This window comes from Martelella sp., from assembly GCF_984369615.1.
Genome location: NZ_CFHTCS010000011.1, coordinates 1 through 21,014, shown reverse-complemented (window position 1 = coordinate 21,014; position 21,014 = coordinate 1). Strand labels below are relative to the sequence as shown.

The window sequence follows — 21,014 nt, the reverse complement described above, 5'->3', positions numbered from 1 at the left end:
TTCGAACATCTCAGGCTGACGAGGGCTGATCTCAGTCCTCGAACACCACCAGAAGGTCCTTGGCGTCGATCTGGTCGCCGGCCTTGACGTGGACTTCCTTGATGACGCCGTCGCGGTCGGCGTGGAGCGCGGTTTCCATCTTCATCGCTTCGATCGAGACCAGTACGTCGCCCGAGGAGACCTGCTGGCCGGCGGAAACGGCGACCGTCGAGATCACGCCCGGCATCGGCGCGCCGATCTGGTTCTGGTTTGCCGGATCCACCTTCTGGTTGGCCCCGCCTGTTGCCCCATGGGCGCGGTCCGGCACCTTGATCGAGCGCGGCGCGCCGTTCAGCTCGAAGAACACGGTGACCATGCCCTTCTCGTCCGGGCTGGTGACCGCCTGGTTCTGCACCACGATCGTCTTGCCGACTTCGAGATCGGCGAACAGTTCGTCACCCTCGTCGAGACCGTAGAAATAGGCAGGCGTCGGCAGAACCGAAACAGGGCCGTAGGTTTCGCTCGCCAGCGCATAATCGACGAAGACCTTCGGATACATCAGGTAGGAGGCGAGCTCGAAATCATTGATCTCGCGCCCGACCTTCTCCTCGGCCTGCTTCCGTTCGGCCTCCAGATCGGCCTCTTCCAGCAGCGAACCGGGACGCACCGTATAGGGCTTGTCGCCCTTCAGCGCCTTCTTCTGCAGCCCCTCCGGCCATCCGGCCGGCGGCTGGCCGAGATCGCCCTTCAGCATGGAGACGACCGAATCCGGGAAGGACATGTCCTTGGCCGGGTTTTCGACGTCGGCAACGGAGAGATCCTGGCTGACCATCATCAGCGCCATATCGCCGACGACCTTGGAGGAGGGTGTCACCTTGACGATGTCGCCGAACATCTGGTTGGCGTCGGCATAGGCCTGCGCCACCTCGTGCCAGCGGGTCTCAAGCCCGAGCGAGCGGGCCTGCTCCTTAAGATTGGTGAACTGGCCGCCGGGCATTTCGTGCAGATAGACTTCCGAGGCCGGCCCCTTCAGGTCGCTTTCAAAGGCGGCATACTGGTGGCGCACGGCCTCCCAGTAGAAGGAGATGCGGCGGATATAGCCGGTATTGAGGCCCGGATCGCGCTCGTGGCCCTTCAACGCCTCGACGATCGAGCCGAGGCAGGGCTGCGAGGTGTTGCCGGAGAACGCGTCCATGGCCGCATCGACGGCATCGACGCCGGCGTCGATCGCCGACAGCACGGTGGCGGCCGCAATGCCCGACGTGTCGTGGGTGTGGAAATGGATCGGCAGTTCGGTCGCATCGCGCAGGGCGGTGAACAGCATCTTGGCGGCTGCCGGCTTCAGCAGGCCGGCCATGTCCTTCACCGCGATGATATGGGCGCCGGCGGCTTCCAGTTCCCTGGCAAGGTCGGTGTAGTATTTCAGGTCATATTGCGGTCGACGCGCATTCATGATGTCGCCGGTATAGCAGATCGCCGCCTCGCAGAGCTTGCCTTCCTCGGCAACAGCGTCCATCGAAACGCGCATGTTCTCCACCCAGTTGAGGCAGTCGAAGACGCGGAAGAGATCGATCCCGCCCGCGGCCGCCTGGCGAACGAAATACTTGACCACATTGTCGGGGTAGTTCTTGTAGCCGACGCCGTTTGCGCCCCTGAGCAACATCTGCAGCAGAAGGTTCGGCGCGTTCTGGCGGACCTTCGCCAGCCGCTCCCACGGGTCTTCCGTCAGGAAGCGCATCGACACGTCGAAGGTTGCCCCGCCCCAGCATTCGAGCGACAGAAGCTCCGGCAGCGCCCGGGCATAGGTGCCGGCGATGGTCGCAATGTCATGGGTGCGCATGCGGGTCGCCAGCAGCGACTGGTGGCCGTCGCGCATGGTGGTGTCGGTCATCAGGACGCGCTTTTCATTGCGCATCCACTTGGCGAATTTCTCCGGCCCCATCTTGTCGAGAAGCTGCTTGGTGCCAGGCTTCGGATCGCCCTCGATGAAGGGCACGACGGGCGCCGCGATCTCATCGGAGGGGCGCGGACGGCCCTTGACCTCCGGATGGCCGTTGACGGTGACATCGGCCAGATAGGTCAGGAGCTTGGTCCCGCGGTCGGCGCGCTTGACCTGGGAGAACAGCTCCGGCGTCTCGTCGATGAAACGCGTGGTGTAGCTGTAGTCCATGAATTGCGGATGGGTGATGATCGCTTCAAGGAAGGTCAGGTTGGTGGCGACGCCGCGAATGCGAAACTCGCGCAGCGCCCGGTCCATGCGCCGCGCGGCCTCCTGCGGCGACGGCGCCCAGGCGGTGACCTTTTCCAGAAGCGGATCGTAGAAACGGGTGATGACGGCGCCCGAATAGGCCGTGCCGCCGTCGAGGCGGATGCCGAAGCCGGTGGCGCCGCGATAGGCGGTGATGCGGCCGTAATCGGGAATGAAATTGTGCTCGGGATCTTCCGTGGTGATGCGGCACTGCAGCGCGTGGCCGCGCAGATAGATCTCCTCCTGCGGCGGAACGCCGGATTCCTCCGTGCCGATCGCCGCGCCGTCGAGAATATGGATCTGCGCCTTGACGATATCGATGCCGGTCACGGTCTCGGTGACGGTGTGCTCGACCTGGATGCGCGGATTGACCTCGATGAAGTAGAACTTGCCGGTATCGGCATCCATCAGATATTCGACGGTGCCCGCGCCGATATAGTCAGTGGCCCGGCCGATCTTCAGCGAGTATTCGGCGAGTTCGGCGCGCTGTTCGTCTGTAAGATACGGCGCCGGCGCGCGTTCGACGACCTTCTGGTTGCGGCGCTGGATCGAGCAGTCGCGCTCGAACAGATGCACCACATTGCCGTGGGTGTCGCCGAGAATCTGGCTTTCCACGTGCCGGGCGCGTTCCACCAGCTTTTCGAGATAGACCTCGTCCTTGCCGAAGGCGGCCTTGGCCTCGCGCTTTGCCTCGGTCACCTCGCGGGCGAGATCGGCCTTGGAACGGATGACGCGCATGCCGCGACCGCCGCCGCCCCAGGAGGCTTTCAGCATCACCGGAAAGCCGATTTCCTCTGCCATGCGCTCGACTTCCGCCATGTCATCGGGCAGCGGGTCGGTCGCCGGCACGACCGGCACGCCGACCTCGATGGCGAGATTGCGGGCCGCGACCTTGTTGCCGAGCCGCCGCATGGTCTCGGCCTTCGGGCCGATGAAGGTGATGCCGGCTTCCGCGCAGGCATCGACGAACTCCGGGCTTTCGGAAAGAAGGCCGTAACCCGGATGGATGGCATCGGCGCCGGAAAGCTTGGCGACGCGGATCACTTCCTCGATGGAAAGGTAGCTCTCGATCGGACCCATATCGCGATCGAGGTGAGGGCCGCGTCCGACCTGGTAGCTCTCATCCGCCTTGAACCGATGGAGCGCCAGCTTGTCCTCTTCCGCCCAGATCGCGACCGTTTTTATGTCCAGTTCGTTTGCAGCGCGAAAAACACGGATGGCAATCTCGGAGCGGTTGGCGACAAGTATCTTTGAAATCGGCAAGGAAGGCCTCCTCAGGAAAAAAGCGTGACAATCGCAATTTCAAAGTCATAGCCAAACTCTCGGGCAAGCGCAAACCCGCCCTGATGCCTTAATCGATTTGCCGCAATCAGGAGACGAGACCGAGCCGGAACGCAAGGGCGACGAGGTTTTGCCGGTTGCGCGCCCCGAGTTTCTGCTGCAGGCCGCTGACATACCAGTTGACCGTATGATTGGTGAGGCCGATCGTCCTTCCGGCTTCGACCGACGTCATCCCGTCAGCCAGGTTCTTGAGAATGGTCAGCTCACGCAGCGAGAGCGCCGGGACCGTGTTCCCTCCGGGCGCATCGGCTTCGCCGCATCGCAGAATAACAAGACAACGGTTGAGCGTTTCCCGGGCGAGCGCGCTGAAGAGGCTGATTTCCAGCGGAGAAAGCTCGATCCGCCGGCCGCGCGCCATTGCAAGCGTGCCGGCCAGCCCCTCACGCCCGAAGACCGGGAAGGTGACGCCGTAAGCCAGCCCCTCCTGCGCCGCCCGGACGCACCGCAGACGCAGTTCGCGAGAAAGCGCGGGATTGAACCGCCCACCGGCCGCGAGCGCCGAATCCCAGAAATATGCGCCTTCGAGCGCGCCGGTCGCCAGCAGAACGCCATCGACGGCGCCATCAAAGAGTATCGGGTGCTCGGCATCGGGCTCGCTCCCGACAAGGCAGCGCCATGCGACCGCGTCACGGGCGGGGGTCAGCGACCGCCGAAACAATCCGGTCCGCGCGAAATCATAGCGTCGGGCAACCTTTTCCATGGCCGCCCGAAGGCTCGTCAGGCTGTCTATCTCGTGGATCAGAACGAGGTATTCCAGCAGGTCTTGATATTTCTGCAAGGGAATCTTGTCTTTCGGGCGCGTCGGCAAGGCTTCCTTTGCACCGGCCGGCGACTGATTTCGCTTCGAATCACCCGTCTTTTTCAAGCGCAGGCGAGGTGTGATTACAACGCCTAGTTTTTACACGTATCAAGGGCAATAGCAACCATGGGATTAGTGAGGCTATGCTTTTCCATTGTGCGCAAAAGTGGCAGAGGGCGCTCCCGCGGGCCTGTGGCGCAGACATTCCGCAACGTTGCGGCGGCCGCCATTTTGCGGCATGGCGGCCACCGGTCTTCGCATCAGCTTCTCAGCACCCGATAGATTGCCGGGATGATCAGCACCGTCAGCAGGGTCGACGAGATGAGGCCGAACAGCAACGAGATTGCAAGACCCTGGAAGATCGGATCGGCCAGGATGACGGCCGCGCCGATGATCGCCGCAAGCGCAGTCAGCAGGATCGGCTTGAAGCGGATCGAACCCGCCGCGATCAACGTGTCGATCATCAGCACGTCATCCGACTTGGTATGCCGGATGAAGTCGACCAGCAGGATCGAATTGCGCACGATGATGCCGGCGAGCGCGATGAAGCCGATCATCGAGGTCGCCGTGAACGGCGCGTTGAACATCCAGTGGCCGAGCATGATGCCGATAAAGGTCAACGGCACCGGCGTCAGGATCACCAGTGGCACCTTGAACGAGCCGAACTGGGCGACGACGAGGATATAGATCCCGAGAAGCGCAACCATGAAGGCGGCGCCCATATCGCGGAACGTGACCCATGTGACCTCCCATTCGCCGTCCCACAGCAGAACCGGCTCGGATTCATCTTCCGGCTGGCCGTGCAGCTTGATGACAGGCTTCGGCAGGTCGCCCCAGTCCATCGCGTCGATCGCGTCCTGAACGGCGAGCATGCCGTAGAGCGGCGCTTCGAAATCGCCTGCCAGTTCGCCGGTCACCATGTCGGCATAGTGACCGTTGTGGCGGAAGATGGCGTAGGAGGTCGGCTCTTCGGTGACCGTCACGACGTCGCCGAGTTCGACGACAGAGGCGGTTCCGCCGGTGGCGGACGCGACCGGCGTCGACAGGAAAGTCTCGTCGAGCACCTTCTGGTCCTTGGTGCGGCCGATCTCGATCGGGATCGGCGGACGACCGCCGCCGCGGTGGGAGTAGCCAACCGTGGCGGTGCCGTTCAGCGCCGACAGCGCGTCGAAGACGTCCTGTTCGGCAACGCCATAGCTTTCCAGATCGTCGCCGGAAATCGCAACCCTCAGACGCCGCGTCTGCTGACCGTAGCTGTCATCGACATCGACGATAAAGGGCACGGAGCGGAAGGCCTCCTTGACCTTTTCGGCAACAGCGCGACGGGTTTCGGCATCCGGGCCGTAGATTTCCGCCAAGAGCGTCGCCATGACCGGCGGACCGGGCGGCGGCTCGACGACCTTCAGCGAACTGCCCGCAGGCACGGGAACCTCCGCCAGGATCTTCTTTCTCAGATCCAGCGCGATCTCGTGGCTCGAGCGGTCGCGATCGCCTTTCGGCGTCAGATTGATCTGGACATCGCCCATCTCCGGCCGGTTGCGCATGTAGTAGTGGCGGACAAGGCCGTTGAAGTTGAAGGGCGAGGCCGTGCCGGCATGGGTCTGGACCGACAGCACCTCGGGCGTCTGCAGCACCACATCGGCAACGGCCTGGGCAATGGCGTCGGTCTCCTCGACCGAGGCGCCCTCGGGCAGATCGATCGTCACCTGCAGTTCCGACTTGTTGTCGAAGGGCAGAAGCTTGACGGTGACATGTTTGGTGTAGAACAGGCTGAGCGAGCCGAAGGTGGCGACCAGAACAAGCCCGATGAAGGTCCAGGAGCGGAACTTCGTCTTCAGGATCGGGCGGGCGACCGCCGCATAGGCGCGGCCGAGCGCCCCGCCGCCATGGCCGTCCTCGGCATGGAGCTTGGCTTTGCCGGCAATCCTCACCATCAGCCAGGGCGTGATCATCACGGCGACGAAGAAGGAGAAGATCATCGCGGCCGATGCCACCGCCGGGATCGGGCTCATATAGGGGCCCATCATGCCCGAGACGAACATCATCGGCAGGAGGGCGGCCACGACCGTCAGCGTCGCGACGATCGTCGGATTGCCGACTTCCGCCACGGCTTCGATTGCCGCCTGAACGCGCGTGCGCTCGTCGGGCATCGCCCAGTGGCGGGCGATGTTCTCGATCACGACGATGGCGTCATCCACCAGGATGCCGATGGAGAAGATCAGCGCGAACAGCGACACGCGGTTCAGCGTGTAGCCCATGATATTGGCGGCAAACAGCGTCAGCAGGATCGTCACCGGAATGACGATGGCAACGACAAGCGCTTCCCTGAGCCCGATCGCCACCCAGACGAGGATGATGATCGACACCGTGGCAAGCGCCAGATGGAAGAGCAGTTCGTTCGCCTTCTCGTTGGCCGTCTCGCCATAGTCCCGGGTGACCGAAACGGCCATCGTGTCGGGAATGAGCGTGCCCTTCAACTCATCGACGCGGTGGAGAATGTCGTGCGCGACATTGACCGCGTTCGCCCCGGCGCGCTTGGCAATCGCCAGCGTGACAGCCGGAACGCGCTCCATCGTTCCGTCTTCGGCAAGCGTGACCGAGGAGGCAATCGCGTCGGAATCATTGGTGATATAGGAGATGTCGGCGACATCACGAACATAGACCGGGCGGCCATCGGTGCTGGTCAGGAGGAGATTGCCGATCTCGCCGGGCGACGACAGGGTCTGGCCGGCCATCACGTCGATCTGCATGCCGTTGTCGCGCACCGTGCCGGTGGAGAAGGCGCGGTTTGCCGCCGTCACCTTGCCGGTCAGCGACTTCAGCGTCACACCATAGAGCGCCAGCCGTTCGGGATCAGGAGCGATACGGATCGCCTCGCCGGTCTCGCCGACCAGATAGGTGAGCCCCACCTCGTCAATCTTGGTGAGTTCGGTCTGCAGCTCGCGCGCCACCCGGGTGAGGTCGTTTGCGGTGATGCCCGCATCCCGGCCGTCGGCGGGCGTCAGCGTCAGCGCGACAATGGCGACGTCGTCGATCGTGCGGCCGATAATCAGCGGTTCGGGAATGCCGACGGGGATGTCGGACATATTGGCCATGACCTTGTCATGGACGCGCAGCACCGCGCTGTCGGCTGGCGTGCCGACCATGAAGCGGGCCGTGACCATGACCTGGTTGTCGGATGTCTGCGAATAGACATGCTCGACATCATTGATGCCCTTGATGATCGTCTCCAGCGGTTCGGAGACGAGCTTGACGGCATCCTCCGCCTTCAGCCCCGGGGCCTGGACGATGATGTCGACCATGGGAACGGAGATCTGCGGCTCTTCCTCGCGCGGCAAGGTGAACAATGCCACAAGGCCGAGCGCCAGCGCCGCCAGAAGGAAGAGCGGCGTCAGCGGCGAAGCGATGAAGGATTTGGTCAGCCCGCCGGCAAGACCAAGCTTGTGCGGTTTCATGGGACGATTACCTCATCGCCGGGGGAAAGCCCGGTCAGTATCTCGGTCATGGTCTGACCCTTGATGTCGGCGTTGCCGCCGGTCATCACGGTCTTCTCCCGCGTCCTGCCGTCATCCAGGGCGACGGTGACGAAATCGAGCCCGTGGCGTGTGGTCACGGCATTTTCGGGCACGAAGAGGGCCTCGCGCTCGCCGATCGGCACGCGCACCAGAAAGCGCTGGTTGACATAGCCGGTTTTCAGCCCGTCGACTTCCACGTCGGCGATCACGCGGTTGTTGTCGAGTTCCGGATAGAGTTTTACCAGTTTGCCGGTGGCTTCACCCTCGGCATCGGGGCGGCTGATCTCGATGGACGCCCCCTCCTCCAGAAGGTTCGCGTGGCGGGCGGGGATCGCAAGCCTCAGAAAAAAGCCACCGGAACCGATCGTGGCGACCGTCTCGCCGGGCAGGATCACCGAACCCTCGACGACGGGCACCCGCAGCACGCGGCCGGATGCCGGAGCAAGGATATCGCCCTCGCGCAATTGCTGGCGGACGACCTCCATATTGGCGTTGACCGAGGCGATGTTGTTGACGACCACATCGACCTGGGTCCTCAGCGTATCGAGCTGCTGGTTGCTCATCACCCCGCGCTTGTTGAGGTTTTCGCCCCGTTCCAGTTCCGAGCGCGCGTTCTCGAGCGAAGCGTTAAGCCCTTTCAGCTGCGCCTCGTAGGCGGCGACCTGATAATCGAGCTTGTCGTCCCGGACGGTGCCGATCACATCGCCTTCGTTGACCATATCGCCCTCTGTCAGCGACAGCTGCTCGAGCGTGCCGCCAATGCGGGCGCGCGCCGGAACCGTGTCGCGGGCCTTGACTTCGCCATAGACGGCCTTCCATTCCGGCACGGTCATCGGCTCGACCTTCAGCATCGCGGCAGAGGCTGAGACGGCAGCAAGGAAGGCGGCAAGAAGCGCGGCCATGCCGCGCCATGCAAGCGCTTTGGGCATCATTATCTCGCCTTTCAGAATGCGGTGCCGGGCTTGATGCCAAGCTTCCTGAAAATCATGGCCGCCGGGCAGAAGCCCGTGAAGGCCGATTGCAGCATGTTGAGGCCGATGAAGGCGGTGAACCACAGCCAGTAGATGCTGACGAAGACTGTCAGAACCACCGACAGAAGAACCATGATACCGGCAAAGGCCAGAACGGCACGATCGAGAGACATTGCAAACTCCTCGCTAAAAACTACGTAGTTTCGTATATACGTTATTATAACGGTTTTGCAAGTGTCGTTCTGCTTCGCCAGGCGGCTTCACGGAGTCTGGAAAGCGGAAACGGACATTCCCATATCATAAGACAAGGCGGCCGGTCCGCCGATTGATCAAGGTCACAATCATGGCGCAACAACAACACGACCCCTATCAATTGCTCGGCGTTGCCAAGACAGCCTCTCCAGACGAGATCAAGAAGGCCTACCGGCAGCTTGCCAAGAAGCTTCACCCGGACCTCAACCCCGGTGACGCCGCCAAGGCCGAACAGTTCGGCCAGGTGACGGCGGCCTATGACCTTTTGAGCGATCCGGAAAAACGCCGCCGGTTCGATGCCGGCGAGATCGACATCAACCAGCAGGAACGGCCGGAGCGGCAATATTACCGCGCCCATGCCGAGGCCGACCCAAGCGCGCGCTACGAATTCGAGGGCGGGTTCGACGATCTTGGCGATTTCTTCGCTCGCGCCTTCGGCGGCAGGGCATCCGGCGGTTCATTCGGGGAGCGTGGTTCGATGCGCATGCGCGGGCAGGATCGCCACTTTCACCTCCAGGTCAGCCTCATCGAGGCGCTCACTGGCGCGAAGAAGACGGTCGGCCTGCCCGAAGGCGGCAAGATCGCGCTCGCCATTCCCGCCGGTATCGAGGACGGCAAGACGCTGCGGCTTGCCGGCAAGGGCGAACCTGGCATCAATGGCGGGCCGCCGGGCGATGCCTATGTGCGCGTCGAGGTCCTGCCAGATCCCGTCTTCACCCGCGACGGCGACGACATCAAGATCGACCTGCCCGTCGGCATCGACGAGGCAGTGCTGGGCGCAACCATCTCGGTGCCGACAATCGACGGCCGGGTCAACCTGAAGGTTCCGGTCCATTCAAGCTCCGGCCGCGTGATGCGGCTGAAGGGCAAGGGCGCGCCGAAAGCAGGCGGCGGGACCGGCGATATGCTGGTGACGCTGAAGATCGTGCTGCCGCCAAAGGCGGACCCCGCCCTTGAGGAAGCGCTCAAGGCCTGGCGCGCGAGCCATCCGCACGATCCGCGCGCGGGCTGGAAAGGAGGCCGGCGATGATCATCATGACGAAAACGCAAGTGCTGGAACGGGTCGGCCGGCTGAGCGCCGAACGTCTGGAAATCTGCGTCACCCGATCATGGGTCAAGCCCCGCCAGGGCGAACGCGGCCCGGCCTTCGACGAAACCGACCTCGCGCGCCTGCAACTGATTGTCGAGCTGACGGAGGATCTCGAGGTCAATGACGAGGCCGTTCCGGTGGTTCTCGGCCTGATGGACGAGCTCAACACGCTGCGCCGACGGATGAAGGCGCTGGACCGGGCGCTGAACGCCGAGGGCGAGGATGTGCGCGCGGCGGTGATCAAGCGGCTGCAGGAGCGGCGATAGAGCATGTCCGCTTTCCTGGACGCGCTCCAGGCCTTGCTCAGAACCGATTGGCGATCCACGCCGCGAGCCTTGCCGCGACCTCGGTCTTGTCGAGGTCCGGCCAGGTCTCGGCGCCGTCCTTCGTCACCAGCGTCACTTCGTTGCGGGCGCCGCCCATGACGCCCTCCTTCGATACGTCATTGGCGACGATCAGGTCGGCGCCCTTGCGGGAAAGCTTGTCGCGGGCATATGCCTCGACATCGCTGGTCTCGGCGGCAAAGCCGACGACGAGCGCCGGACGGCGCTGGTGATGGCCGATGGTCTTCAGGATATCGGGGTTTTCCGCAAGCGCGAGCGGCGGCGGGGCCTCGCCGGGCCTCTTCTTCATCTTCTGCGTTGCGTTTTCGGCCGCCCGCCAGTCGGCGACGGCGGCGACCATGACGGCGATATCGGCGGGAAGCGCCGCCTCCACGGCGGTCAGCATGTCGCGGGCGCTCTCCACATGAACGGTGGTCACGCCCCCGGGATCGGCAATCGTCACCGGGCCGGAGACGAGCGTCACATCCGCGCCAAGCTCGGCAAGCGCTGCGGCGATGGCATGGCCCTGGCGGCCGGACGAGCGGTTGGCGATATAGCGCACCGGATCGATCGGCTCATGGGTGGGGCCGGACGTGACGACCGCGCGTTTTCCCTGAAGGGGCTTCGGCGCATCATCGAACAAGGTCTCGATCGCGACAACGATTTCCATCGGCTCGGCCATCCGCCCGGTCCCGGCCTCGCCGCTTTCGGCCATCTCGCCGGCCATCGGGCCAATCGTCTTTGCGCCATCCGCAAGAAGCGTCGCCAGATTGCGCTGCGTCGGAGCCGCCGACCACATTTTCGGGTTCATCGCCGGCGCCAGCAGAACCGGACAGTCGCGCGCCAGCAGCACGGCGCTCGCCAGATCATTTGCCAGTCCCGTCGCCATCTTGGCCATCAGATCGGCGGTGGCGGGCGCGATCACGATCAGATCGTTCTCGCGCGCAAGGCGGATATGGCCGACATCCTGTTCCTCCGTGCGGGAGAAAAGATCGGTAAACACATGCCCACCGGACAGCGCGCCGACGGCCAGCGGGGTAATGAATTGCTGCGCCGCCGCCGTCATCACCGGCGTCACCCGCGCGCCGCGTTCCTTCAGCCTGCGGATCAGATCGAGGCTCTTGTAAGCCGCGATCCCGCCGGAAATGATCAGGAGAATGCGTTTGTCTTTCAGCGACATGGGCTTCGTTCTTTTCAGCGTTTTGCCAACATCATTATCATGAATAGCCGGGCGGAAAAGGTTCCGGAGCGCACTTTGCCTTGTGAGAAATATTTTTCTAAAGGGTGCGGCTTTCCCGATGAACTTGGCAAGTTCATTCTAGAATATTCGTTGGCTCCGGACGATTGTCCAGTTAATGCGTTCCATCATGCATGTCAAAAGAGGCCGGTTCTGATGAAGATCGTTGAGACTGATGCATTCTGGGCGCTAACCGGGAAGCGATTTCTCGCCATCCGTGACGTTAAGGCGGCGGCGGCGACCTTATCCCCCGAGATCGAAAGCGAGGCGGCGGAATACGGGCTCGCCATGGCGGGACCTTGGGTTTTCGTCGCGCGGAACCTGCCGCAGGATGGAAAGACGCGTTTTCACTGGACGATTTGCTATCCGGTCCGAAAGCCCGAGGACTACAACCATGCAGGCCGTTTTGAGCTCAGCCGCTTCGAGCCGATCATGGTGGCAACGCGGACCTATCAGGGCACGATGCGGGGTCTGTTCACGCAGGGCTATGCGCCGCTGGTGGAGGAAATCCGGTTCTCGCGCCACGATTTTTCGGGCGAAAGCCGAGAAATCTATCACAAATGGAACGGCGCCAAAGCCGGCTATCACAGGATCGAAATCCAGTTCGGCCTTGCACGCTGAAGCCGGCGCGGCGGTTTAAGACGCCCCGCGCCAGCCCCTGTCTTGTTTCGAAAAGCTAAACCGACTTCAAAAAATCGAGCGCGCGGTCGCCATTTTCATCCTTGATCCGGGTCGGCAGGCCGATCTGGTTCAGGATGTTGAGGAAGGGCTTCGGCGGCAGTTCCTCGACATTGGCCATGGTCTTCACATCCCATTCTCCCGACGCGACCAGAATGGCGGCGGCGACCGGGGGAACGCCGGCGGTGAACGAAATGCCCTGGGAACCGACTTCATTGTAAGCCTCCTTGTGGTCGGAGACGTTGTAGATGAAGACTTCCGCCGGCTTGCCGTCCTTGGTGCCCTTGACGAAATCGCCGATGCAGGTCTTGCCCGTATAATTCGGCGCCAGCGATGACGGATCGGGCAGAACCGCCTTGACCACCTTCAGCGGCACCACTTCCTGGCCTTCGGCCGTCATCACCGGCTGTTCGGACAAGAGGCCGAGGCTTTTCAGCACGGTGAAAACGTTGATGTAGTGATCGCCGAAGCCCATCCAGAAGCGGACATTGGGCGAGCCCATATTCTTCGACAGCGAGTGGATTTCGTCATGGCCGGACATATAGGCCTTCTGCTTGCCGACCACCGGCAGATCGAATTCATGGCCGACCTCGAACATCCTGTTCGTCGTCCATTCATTGTTCTGCCAGGCATAGACCGTGCCGGTGAATTCGCGGAAATTGATTTCCGGGTCGAAATTCGTGGCGAAATACTTGCCGTGGCTGCCGGCATTGATGTCGACAATGTCGATATCGGTGATGTCGTCGACATAGTCATCCTTGGCGAGCCGCGCATAGGCATTGACGACGCCCGGATCGAAACCGGCGCCGAGAATGGCGGTGACGCCCTTTTCAGCGCAGCGATCCTTGCGCTTCCACTCGTAATTTGCATACCACGGCGGCGTTTCGCAGATCTTGTCGGGCTCCTCATGGATGGCCGTGTCGATATAGGCCGCGCCCGTTTCAAGGCAGGCTTCCAGAACCGACATGTTGAGGAAGGCCGTGCCGACATTGATGACGATCTCGACGCCGGTCTGGTTGATCAGCGCCACAGTTGACGGGATGTCGAGCGCATCAAGCTGATGGGCGAGCAAAACGCCATCCTCTTTCATCGCCTTCTTTTCCAGCACGCTCTCGATGATCGCGTCGCATTTCGCCTTGGTGCGCGAGGCGATATGAATATCGCCGAGCACATCATTGTTCTGGGCACATTTATGGGCGACCACCTGGGCCACGCCGCCCGCGCCGATAATCAGCACATTTTTCTTCATCGGAACAACGCCTCCGGTTTTGGGCAGCTTCGCCTGCCCGAAATCAAGGGTTGGAGCGGCGAACCGCTCCGCGGGGTCAGCCCGGCCTCACGACAGGGCGGATCTGAAATCGTCATAGCCAAACTCGCGAACGGTGCGGATCTCGCCATTCTCCTCGCGGATCGCGATCGACGGCATTTTCACGCCATTGAACCAGTTCTTCTTGACCATCGTGTAACCGGCGGCGTTCTCGATCGACAGACGGTCGCCGACCTTGACCGGTTGCTCAAAGGAAAACTCGCCGAAAATATCGCCGGCAAGGCAGGATTTTCCGCAGATCATCACCTTGTGCGGCCCGGTATCGGGCGAAATCTTCGCGCTCTCGCGGTAGATCAGCAGGTCGAGCATATGCGCCTCGATCGATGAATCGACAATGGCAAGCTCCTTGCCGTTGTTCAGCGTATCGAGCACAGTGACTTCCAGCGTCGCAGCCCCCGTGATGGCCGCCTCGCCGGGCTCCAGATAGACCTGCACACTGTATTTCCCGGCAAAAGCCTTGAGCCGTGCAGCGAGCTTTTCCAGCGGATAGTTCTCGCCGGTGAAATGAATGCCGCCGCCGAGACTCACCCAGTCGAGACGGGAAATCAGATGACCGAAGCGCTGCTCGATGACGGTGAGCATTTCGTCGAAACGGTCGAAATCCTCGTTTTCGCAATTGTTGTGAAACATGAAGCCCGAAACCTGATTGAGGACGGTTTCAATCACCGCCGGGTCGTGTTCGCCAAGGCGCGAGAAGGGACGAGCCGGATCGGCAAGGTCGAAATCCGAGGTCGAGACCTGCGGGTTGACGCGCAGGCCCCGGATCCTGCCCTCCGACTGCGCCTGAAAACGCTTCAACTGGCCGATCGAGTTGAAGATGATCTTGTCGCAGTTCGCCAGCACCTCTTCGATCTCGTCTTCGCCGTAGGCCACCGAATAGGCATGGGTCTCGCCGCCGAATTTTTCGTAACCGAGCTTGACCTCATAAAGCGAGGACGAGGTGGTGCCGTCCATATACCGGCGCATCTGGTCGAAGACCGACCACGTCGCAAAGCATTTGAGCGCCAGAAGCGCCTTGGCGCCGGAAGCCTCGCGCAGCCAGGCGATCTTGTCGAGGTTTTGCTGAAGCCTGGACCTGTCGATGAGATAATAGGGGGTCTGCATAGCCGGGCCTTTCGGGATGCGGCGAAAGGTCATGCCGCTTGAAGTGTATCGGCTCTATCTATCGAAGCAGTCGCCAAAATCAAGCGCGGGCGCTGCAATTCGCGGATTTGCAAATGAAAAAGGCGGCTCCGGAGAACCGCCCTCGAAACTGCGTCGCCGCCGCAATCAGCCCGGCAGCACGACGACCTTGGTGCGCTTGTCGGGGTCGACGCGGGCGTAGAGGTCGATAATGTCCTGGTTGATCATGCGGATGCAGCCGGAGGACACCGCCTGGCCGATCGAGGTCCAGTTGGGGTTGCCGTGGATACGGAACATGGTGTCGTTGCCGTTGCGATAGAGGTAGAGCGCGCGGGCGCCGAGCGGGTTCATGATGCCGGGCTCCATGCCGCCGGCATATTCCTTCAGTTCCGGCTGGCGCTTGATCATGGCCGACGGCGGATACCAGGTGGGCCACTCGGCGCGGCGGCCGATATAGGCGTTGCCGGACCAGCGGAAACCGTCGCGGCCGACGCCGATGCCGTAACGCACGGCCTTGCCGTCTTCCTCGACGTAATAAAGCAGGCGCTCCTTGGTGTCGACCACGATCGTGCCGGGCGCTTCATCCGTCTCGTAGTCCACGACCTGGCGTCGATACTTGTCGTCGACCTCGGTAATCGGGACGCGCGGCAGATCGATACCCTCGTCACTGACGGCCGCATAAGCGGAGATCGGCGCCATCTTGCCCGAGGACATGCCGTCGGTCGTGGTGCAGCCCGCAGCGGCAAGCAGTCCGGTTAGAGAGAGTGCAAGAAGAAGCGTTCTGATGTGCATGAGCGGTCTCGTGGCGACGATTGAAGCGAAAAGTGATAATAGTTAGCTGATAAAAGCTTATGGTTAACATTTCATTGCGTGACAAGCGCAAGTGGTGGGAAGCCATGTAAACGACCTCACGGCGGCACCGCGCTGTTGTGAAAATGCATCGATCAAAAGGAAGTTCCATGGCGATTGTCGATCTTCACGCCAAGAACCCGACGGCCGACGGCCGCCAGTCCGAACGGGCGCTCTTGGTCCGCCGCGGCGTCCAGCACCTGATGAAACATATGCGCAACGCCTCGATCAGCGAGATGACGCTCAGGAACGGCCGCCGCGCCGACCTCATCTGTCTCACCGAGAAAGGCGAGATCTGGATCATCGAGATCAAGTCATCGATCGAAGATTTTCGCGTCGACACCAAATGGCCGGAATACCGCGACTACTGCGACCGGCTGTTCTTCGCCACCCATGCGGGCGTGCCGCTCGACATCTTTCCGGAAGATTGCGGCCTGCTGCTCGCCGATCGCTACGGCGCTGAAGTCATCCGGCCCGCACCCGAGCACAGGCTGCCGCCTGCACGGCGCAAACTGCTGACACTTGCCTTTGCCCGCAACGCCGCCGAACGGCTGACATCGGCCGAACTGGTGCTGGAGAGGCTGGAGGCGGAGGGCGTGACCTTCTGAGGCTGAAATGCGGACGGCCCGCTACTCCTTGCCGATCCGCCTGATCCTGCCGCAAAGCTCAAGCGCCGCCGAAAGAGACCGACCGGTTGCAAGCGCCATCTGCGGCAGGATCATCCATTCCAGGTTCCAGGCCGCGCCCGAGCGTTCCTGTTCATGGACGAGCGCGTGATGCAGGCCGGAGACCTGCACCGCGTTGAACCGCGCGAGCGTCACCAGAAGCTCGGCCAGGACCGGGTTGCTCTTGTGCGGCATGGCGGACGAACCGCCGCCGCCGGAAAGGGCGATCTCGTCAATGCCCTGCTGGGCCATCAGCGCCACGTCCTGACCCATCTTGCCAAGCGTTCCGGAAACCAGCGAGAGCGTCGAGGCATAGTCGGCAATGCCCTCGCGCATGGCGTGCCAGGCCTTGCCGGTCGGCCGGAGACCCAGTTCGGCAGCGACGGAGGCGACCATGGCGTCAGCCTTTTCGCCAAGCGCCGCACGGTCGCCGGCAGCCCCGCCGATCTGAACCTTTTCGACGCGCGGCCCAAGGGCGCTCAGCCGATCGGCATGGTCTGCGAGCGGCAGCCGCCATGTGGCGATCCGCTCGCGGACCTTGATCTCGGCCGCCGCCTGCATCCGCGTGCGGCCCATGAGCGTCTCATCGCCATAAGCGCTCTCAAGCGCCTTCAAGGCTGCGCCAAGCTCTGCCAGGCGGTCGAGAAACAGCGCGGTCGTCTCCCGCAAGGTCAGGGCCAGCGCGGTGTCGACCACGTCTTGAGAGGTTGCGCCCTTGTGCAGGGCGGCATCCGGCACGCTCTTGCGCAGAAGAGCAAGAAGCGCCGGCACCGGCACGCCGTCTGCGGCCATGCCCGGCCTGAGCGCTTCGGGCGAAATCTCAGCCGCCTCGATTGCCTTCGCCGCCATTTCGGCTTCCCCGGCATCGCAGAAGCCTGAGACGCCCAGCGCCCGGCTCCAGGCTGCCTCGAAGGCCAGCATGTGCCGCAATTGCCGCTCCGGCGACCAGATCGCGGCGGTTTCCGGGTCGCCGAAATAGCCGCCGAGCCAGGGATGTTCGAATGCCGATATGGTCACGCGTGGTGCTCCTCTCGTTTGCAAGCAGCCGAATATCCGGCACGCGTCCGGGACCGGCAGCAGTCTTCAACCGCTTTGATACCGGATGCAAGATCCGCCAACACGCTGCGTGACCGAGATGGTTGGATCCTCGGGTCAAGCACGAAGATGGTGCGACTGGGGAGGCTGTCCAGCCGCCGAGAGGCCCTTCATTCACTTCGCCGCCATACCGGGTTTGCCCCGGGATCCGGGGCAAACGGCACGGGGGTGCCGGCAAGGTCCCGAACGCTCAGGGCCTGAGTTCCTGCCGGCGACCGATCTCAGATATCCAGAAACACCGTTTCGGCGTCGCCCTGAAGGCGGATGTCGAAGCGGTATTGCCCGTCACCGGTTTTCTTCGCGATCAGCGTCGGCACGCGATGCTTCAGCTCAACGGCCTTGAGGATACGGTCATCGGCATTGTCCTCGTCATCGAAGTAGATGCGGGTGTTGAGACCGATATTGATGCCGCGCGCGACGATCCACAGCGAGATATGCGGCGCGTTGTGCGAACCGCCCCTGCCCCTGAAGGCTCCGGGCTTGACGGTTTTCAGCACGAACTCGCCGCTGTCGGCATCGGCGGCGAAGCGGCAGAGACCGGAGACGGCCGGATCGGCGCCCGGTTGGCCGGGAAAGATGCCGGAGGCATCCGGCTGCCAGCTTTCCAGCATGGCATCGCGGATCGCATTGCCCGTTCCGTCGAAGACCTGACCGCGGATTTCGATGATCTCGCCCTTCGCCCCTTCCGAAATGGGACTCGCACCGATCTCCTCCTCGTAGGAGCCGGGATTGCCGGCATAGGTCGGCATCAGGCCGATATGGACGTAGGGACCGGCGGTCTGGGATGCCGTTTCCTTGAGATTTTCGAGTTTCTGAACCATATCACATCCCCTCCATCTTGTTCTCGAACATAGTCTGGCGGCGGCCGCGCAGGACGATGTCGAACTTGTAGGCCAGGAAATCATGCGGTCGCGACATGTTCATGTCGAGCGGCGCGACGAGCCCGTCGAGATCGCCGCGCTGACGCACGGTGTTGGCAATCGGACAGAGCGGGATCAGCGGATCGCCCTCGAAATACATCTGGGTGATCAGGCGCTGGCCGAAGCTGTGGCCGTAGACGGAGACGTGGATATGCATCGGCCGCCAGTCATTGCCGCCATTGGGCCAGGGATAGGCGCCGGGCCTGATGGTGAGGAACTGATAGTTGCCCTCGGCATCGGTGATCGTGCGCCCGCAGCCGCCGAAATTCGGATCGAGCGGCGCGAAATAGGTGTCCTTCTTGTGGCGGTAACGTCCGCCGGCATTGGCCTGCCAGATCTCGATCAGCGTTTCCGGCACCGGTTTGCCGCGTTCATCCATGATACGGCCATAAACCAGGATCCGTTCGCCAACGGCCGGCGCCTCGCCCTTCGTCCAGTTGAGGATCAGATTGTTGTCGAGCGGGCCGAGCTGGTCGTGCCCGAAGACCGGACCGGTCTCCTCCGAGGGGCCGCTTTCCAGGGAGAGGAGCGGCAGGTTCGGCGAGCGGGCAACCGAGGTCTTGTAGCCCGGGGTGAAGGCCGGCGGATGGACCATCCGGTTTCGCGGGATCAGGGGTCCCAGGTCAGTCATCGTTATTCTCCTCCATTGCGGCAAAGGCCGCCTTTGCAAGTTTCAGGGCATGATTGGCGCGCGGCACGCCGGCATAGATGGCGACATGCTGGAAGGCCTCCACCACATCCCGCCGGCTGGCCCCGGTGCGCGTCGTCGCGCGGATATGCATCGGGATTTCCTCGAAATTGCCGGTTGCCGCCAGAAGCGCCAGCGTCAGCATCGAGCGTTCGCGCCGGCTGATCGCGTCGGAGGCCCAGACCGTGCCCCAGGCGCTTTCGGTGATCAATGTCTGAAAGGCTTCATCGAGCGGCGTCTTCGCCGCTTCGGCGCGATCGACATGGGCATCGCCCAGAACCGCGCGGCGAACCCGCATGCCGGTTTCAAGGCGACCGCCACCGGCGCTCTCGGACGTGCTCTGCAAGAAGCCGGAAAGAAGGCTCGCAACGGCCTCGGGCTGTTCCACGGGCGGCAGGTGGCCGGCATTTTCGATCAGGTGAAACGGCGCCCTGTAGGCAACGGCGGTCTCGCGCACCAGATCGGGCGGCGTCGAACCATCCAGTGCGCCACAAAGCGCCAGCACCGGACATTTCACTTCCGCAGCGCGGTTGGTGTAATCCGCGCCGGCCAACGCCTTGCAGCAGGCGATGTAGCCTTCCAGCGGGGTGCGTTCCAGCATGGCGCGCCACATCGCGGCCTCGGATGACGCCAGAAAGTCCGGCGCGAACCAGCGGGCGAGAACGGCATCGGAGATCGCGGCGATGCCGCCGGCCCCAAGCGCTGCGATGCGCTCGCCCCACATTTCGGCGGTGCCGATGCGCATCGCCGTATCCATCAGCACCACGGCGCGAACGAGGTCGGGCCGCTTCAACGCCACGGACTGCGCGACCAGCCCGCCGATCGAAAGGCCGACGAGCGTCACGTCTTCGAGCTTCAGCGCCTCGCAAATGGCGATCGCGTCATCGGCAAGGGTTTCGATGGAAAGGCCGGCACCGGCGGGACCAAGGCTGGAAAGCCCGTGGCCGCGCTTGTCATAGCGGACGAGCCGAAGCCCCTTCGGCATAAGCTCTATGAGCCGGTCCCAGACCCTGAGATCGGTCCCCAGCGAATTGATGAACAAAACCGCGCGGCCGTCCTCCGGCCCTTCCTGGCGCACATGAAGTGCCGTGTCTTCTGCGTGAATGATCATGCGCTTCCTCCCAGCCTGTTTTGCCATAGCCAGAAGGCGCAAAAAATTATATTTAGAGGAAATTCGCATAACCTATAGGTTAACAATGCTTGACCCTCGCCTGCGCATGCGCCATCTGCGCTCGTTTCTGGAAACCGCGCGCCGCGGTTCGCTCAGCGAGGCTGCGAACGCGCTTCACGTCAGCCAGCCCGCCGTCTCGAAAACCATTCGCGAGCTGGAGGACATCCTGCGGGTCGAGCTGTTCGACCGCTCCGGCCGCCGGCTGACGCTGACGCAGGCGGGCAAGACCTTCCAGCAATTTGGCGGCCAGGCGCTGGTGGACCTCATCCGCGCCCAGGATCTGGTGCGCGAGGGCCGTCCCGCGCGCACCCGCCTCATCGTCGGCGCGCTGCCGACCGCCTCTACCGCGCTCGTGCCCCAAGCGGCCCTGAAGCTTCGCGAAACCGCACCCCAATGCATGCTGCGGGTCACCACCGGCCCCAACTGGCTGCTGCTTTCCCAGTTGAGAGAAGGCGCGCTCGACATGGTCGTCGGCCGCATGGCTTCCGCGGCGCTGATGGAGGGGCTTTCCTTCCGTCAGCTCTATTCCGAACGGATCGTTGCCGTCGTGCGCAGCGGCCACCCGCTCGACGGTCTCGTTCCCGATGCCGAAGCCCTCAGGAGCCATCCGCTGATGCTGCCGCCGCCGGGCGCGGTGATCGCGCCGCTGGTGACGGCCTATCTGCATGCGCTCGGCCTCGCCCAGCCGGAACCCGCCTTCGAGAGCGTGGCAAATAACGTTCAGAGTTGTTACCCGCCTTCGAG

18 protein-coding genes are annotated in these 21,014 nt (G+C 62.9%); 5 read left to right on the top strand and 13 right to left on the bottom strand.

What is annotated here, in order from left to right:
* Window positions 1-31: 31 nt before the first annotated feature.
* From pyc to AC5DC2_RS02145, 5 genes are all read right to left on the bottom strand, one after another.
* Complete coding sequence (gene pyc, locus AC5DC2_RS02165; protein ID WP_491697336.1) at window positions 32-3,490, bottom strand: pyruvate carboxylase; 3,459 nt, start codon at window positions 3,488-3,490, stop codon at window positions 32-34.
* Between the two features lie 106 nt (window positions 3,491-3,596).
* Window positions 3,597-4,346, bottom strand: coding sequence for a helix-turn-helix transcriptional regulator (locus AC5DC2_RS02160; RefSeq protein WP_152534411.1), 750 nt, complete (start codon window positions 4,344-4,346; stop codon window positions 3,597-3,599).
* Window positions 4,347-4,627: 281 nt separating this feature from the next.
* Complete coding sequence (locus AC5DC2_RS02155; protein ID WP_491697335.1) at window positions 4,628-7,822, bottom strand: efflux RND transporter permease subunit; 3,195 nt, start codon at window positions 7,820-7,822, stop codon at window positions 4,628-4,630.
* Window positions 7,819-8,814 carry an efflux RND transporter periplasmic adaptor subunit gene (locus AC5DC2_RS02150; RefSeq protein ID WP_491697334.1) on the bottom strand — a complete coding sequence of 332 codons (996 nt, stop codon included), beginning with the start codon at window positions 8,812-8,814 and terminating at the stop codon, window positions 7,819-7,821. Before AC5DC2_RS02150 ends, AC5DC2_RS02155 begins: the two co-directional genes overlap by 4 nt.
* A gap of 11 nt (window positions 8,815-8,825) precedes the next feature.
* Window positions 8,826-9,026 carry a YgaP family membrane protein gene (locus AC5DC2_RS02145; RefSeq protein ID WP_024706129.1) on the bottom strand — a complete coding sequence of 67 codons (201 nt, stop codon included), beginning with the start codon at window positions 9,024-9,026 and terminating at the stop codon, window positions 8,826-8,828.
* A gap of 170 nt (window positions 9,027-9,196) precedes the next feature.
* Here AC5DC2_RS02145 and AC5DC2_RS02140 point away from each other — a divergent pair, with 170 nt between their 5' ends.
* Window positions 9,197-10,135, top strand: a complete 939-nt coding sequence (locus tag AC5DC2_RS02140) for a DnaJ C-terminal domain-containing protein (protein WP_491697333.1) — start codon at window positions 9,197-9,199, stop codon at window positions 10,133-10,135.
* 5 nt (window positions 10,136-10,140) lie between these two features.
* On the top strand, window positions 10,141-10,461 hold the full coding sequence (locus tag AC5DC2_RS02135) for a chaperone modulator CbpM (RefSeq protein ID WP_036235498.1): 321 nt from the start codon (window positions 10,141-10,143) through the stop codon (window positions 10,459-10,461).
* Window positions 10,462-10,498: 37 nt separating this feature from the next.
* Here AC5DC2_RS02135 and coaBC read toward each other — a convergent pair whose 3' ends face one another.
* On the bottom strand, window positions 10,499-11,698 hold the full coding sequence (gene coaBC / locus AC5DC2_RS02130) for a bifunctional phosphopantothenoylcysteine decarboxylase/phosphopantothenate--cysteine ligase CoaBC (RefSeq protein WP_491697332.1): 1,200 nt from the start codon (window positions 11,696-11,698) through the stop codon (window positions 10,499-10,501).
* Window positions 11,699-11,911: 213 nt separating this feature from the next.
* On the opposite strand from coaBC, the gene AC5DC2_RS02125 reads away from it, so the two are divergent.
* Complete coding sequence (locus AC5DC2_RS02125) at window positions 11,912-12,376, top strand: GyrI-like domain-containing protein (RefSeq protein ID WP_491697331.1); 465 nt, start codon at window positions 11,912-11,914, stop codon at window positions 12,374-12,376.
* Window positions 12,377-12,431: 55 nt separating this feature from the next.
* On the opposite strand, the gene AC5DC2_RS02120 is transcribed toward AC5DC2_RS02125, so the two are convergent.
* The 3 genes from AC5DC2_RS02120 to AC5DC2_RS02110 all read right to left on the bottom strand — a co-directional run bounded on the left by AC5DC2_RS02120 (window position 12,432) and on the right by AC5DC2_RS02110 (window position 15,674).
* Window positions 12,432-13,682, bottom strand: coding sequence for a saccharopine dehydrogenase family protein (locus tag AC5DC2_RS02120; RefSeq protein WP_491697330.1), 1,251 nt, complete (start codon window positions 13,680-13,682; stop codon window positions 12,432-12,434).
* Window positions 13,683-13,769: 87 nt separating this feature from the next.
* Window positions 13,770-14,864, bottom strand: a complete 1,095-nt coding sequence (gene nspC, locus AC5DC2_RS02115; RefSeq protein WP_491697329.1) for a carboxynorspermidine decarboxylase — start codon at window positions 14,862-14,864, stop codon at window positions 13,770-13,772.
* 165 nt (window positions 14,865-15,029) lie between these two features.
* The gene (locus AC5DC2_RS02110) at window positions 15,030-15,674 is read right to left on the bottom strand and encodes a L,D-transpeptidase (protein WP_024706119.1); all 645 of its coding nucleotides are present in this window, start codon (window positions 15,672-15,674) and stop codon (window positions 15,030-15,032) included.
* 167 nt (window positions 15,675-15,841) lie between these two features.
* On the opposite strand from AC5DC2_RS02110, the gene AC5DC2_RS02105 reads away from it, so the two are divergent.
* Window positions 15,842-16,339 (top strand): MmcB family DNA repair protein, encoded by a 498-nt coding sequence (locus tag AC5DC2_RS02105; protein ID WP_491697328.1) that lies wholly within the window; start codon window positions 15,842-15,844, stop codon window positions 16,337-16,339.
* 21 nt (window positions 16,340-16,360) lie between these two features.
* On the opposite strand, the gene AC5DC2_RS02100 is transcribed toward AC5DC2_RS02105, so the two are convergent.
* The 4 genes from AC5DC2_RS02100 to pcaDC form a co-directional block, all read right to left on the bottom strand.
* Window positions 16,361-17,413, bottom strand: a complete 1,053-nt coding sequence (locus tag AC5DC2_RS02100) for a 3-carboxy-cis,cis-muconate cycloisomerase (protein ID WP_491697327.1) — start codon at window positions 17,411-17,413, stop codon at window positions 16,361-16,363.
* Window positions 17,414-17,712: 299 nt separating this feature from the next.
* Window positions 17,713-18,312, bottom strand: coding sequence for a protocatechuate 3,4-dioxygenase subunit alpha (pcaG, locus tag AC5DC2_RS02095; RefSeq protein ID WP_024706116.1), 600 nt, complete (start codon window positions 18,310-18,312; stop codon window positions 17,713-17,715).
* Window position 18,313: 1 nt separating this feature from the next.
* The gene (pcaH, locus tag AC5DC2_RS02090) at window positions 18,314-19,042 is read right to left on the bottom strand and encodes a protocatechuate 3,4-dioxygenase subunit beta (protein WP_491697326.1); all 729 of its coding nucleotides are present in this window, start codon (window positions 19,040-19,042) and stop codon (window positions 18,314-18,316) included.
* Window positions 19,035-20,210, bottom strand: coding sequence for a bifunctional 3-oxoadipate enol-lactonase/4-carboxymuconolactone decarboxylase PcaDC (gene pcaDC, locus AC5DC2_RS02085; RefSeq protein ID WP_491697325.1), 1,176 nt, complete (start codon window positions 20,208-20,210; stop codon window positions 19,035-19,037). The genes pcaH and pcaDC overlap by 8 nt, the downstream gene beginning before the upstream one ends.
* Before the next feature lie 85 nt (window positions 20,211-20,295).
* Here pcaDC and AC5DC2_RS02080 point away from each other — a divergent pair.
* Window positions 20,296-21,014: LysR family transcriptional regulator (locus AC5DC2_RS02080; protein ID WP_491697324.1), on the top strand; the 719-nt coding region annotated here is incomplete at its 3' end.

Bases quoted from the DNA above. Each gene is read 5' to 3' on its own strand.
- AC5DC2_RS02155 (WP_491697335.1), bottom strand. From the start codon at position 7,822: ATGAAACCGCACAAGCTTGGTCTTGCCGGCGGGCTGACCAAATCCTTC.
- AC5DC2_RS02150 (WP_491697334.1), bottom strand. From the start codon at position 8,814: ATGATGCCCAAAGCGCTTGCATGGCGCGGCATGGCCGCGCTTCTTGCC.
- AC5DC2_RS02145 (WP_024706129.1), bottom strand. From the start codon at position 9,026: ATGTCTCTCGATCGTGCCGTTCTGGCCTTTGCCGGTATCATGGTTCTT.
- AC5DC2_RS02140 (WP_491697333.1), top strand. From the start codon at position 9,197: ATGGCGCAACAACAACACGACCCCTATCAATTGCTCGGCGTTGCCAAG.
- AC5DC2_RS02135 (WP_036235498.1), top strand. From the start codon at position 10,141: ATGACGAAAACGCAAGTGCTGGAACGGGTCGGCCGGCTGAGCGCCGAA.
- coaBC (WP_491697332.1), bottom strand. From the start codon at position 11,698: ATGTCGCTGAAAGACAAACGCATTCTCCTGATCATTTCCGGCGGGATC.
- AC5DC2_RS02125 (WP_491697331.1), top strand. From the start codon at position 11,912: ATGAAGATCGTTGAGACTGATGCATTCTGGGCGCTAACCGGGAAGCGA.
- AC5DC2_RS02120 (WP_491697330.1), bottom strand. From the start codon at position 13,682: ATGAAGAAAAATGTGCTGATTATCGGCGCGGGCGGCGTGGCCCAGGTG.
- nspC (WP_491697329.1), bottom strand. From the start codon at position 14,864: ATGCAGACCCCCTATTATCTCATCGACAGGTCCAGGCTTCAGCAAAAC.
- AC5DC2_RS02110 (WP_024706119.1), bottom strand. From the start codon at position 15,674: ATGCACATCAGAACGCTTCTTCTTGCACTCTCTCTAACCGGACTGCTT.
- AC5DC2_RS02105 (WP_491697328.1), top strand. From the start codon at position 15,842: ATGGCGATTGTCGATCTTCACGCCAAGAACCCGACGGCCGACGGCCGC.
- pcaG (WP_024706116.1), bottom strand. From the start codon at position 18,312: ATGGTTCAGAAACTCGAAAATCTCAAGGAAACGGCATCCCAGACCGCC.
- pcaH (WP_491697326.1), bottom strand. From the start codon at position 19,042: ATGACTGACCTGGGACCCCTGATCCCGCGAAACCGGATGGTCCATCCG.
- pcaDC (WP_491697325.1), bottom strand. From the start codon at position 20,210: ATGATCATTCACGCAGAAGACACGGCACTTCATGTGCGCCAGGAAGGG.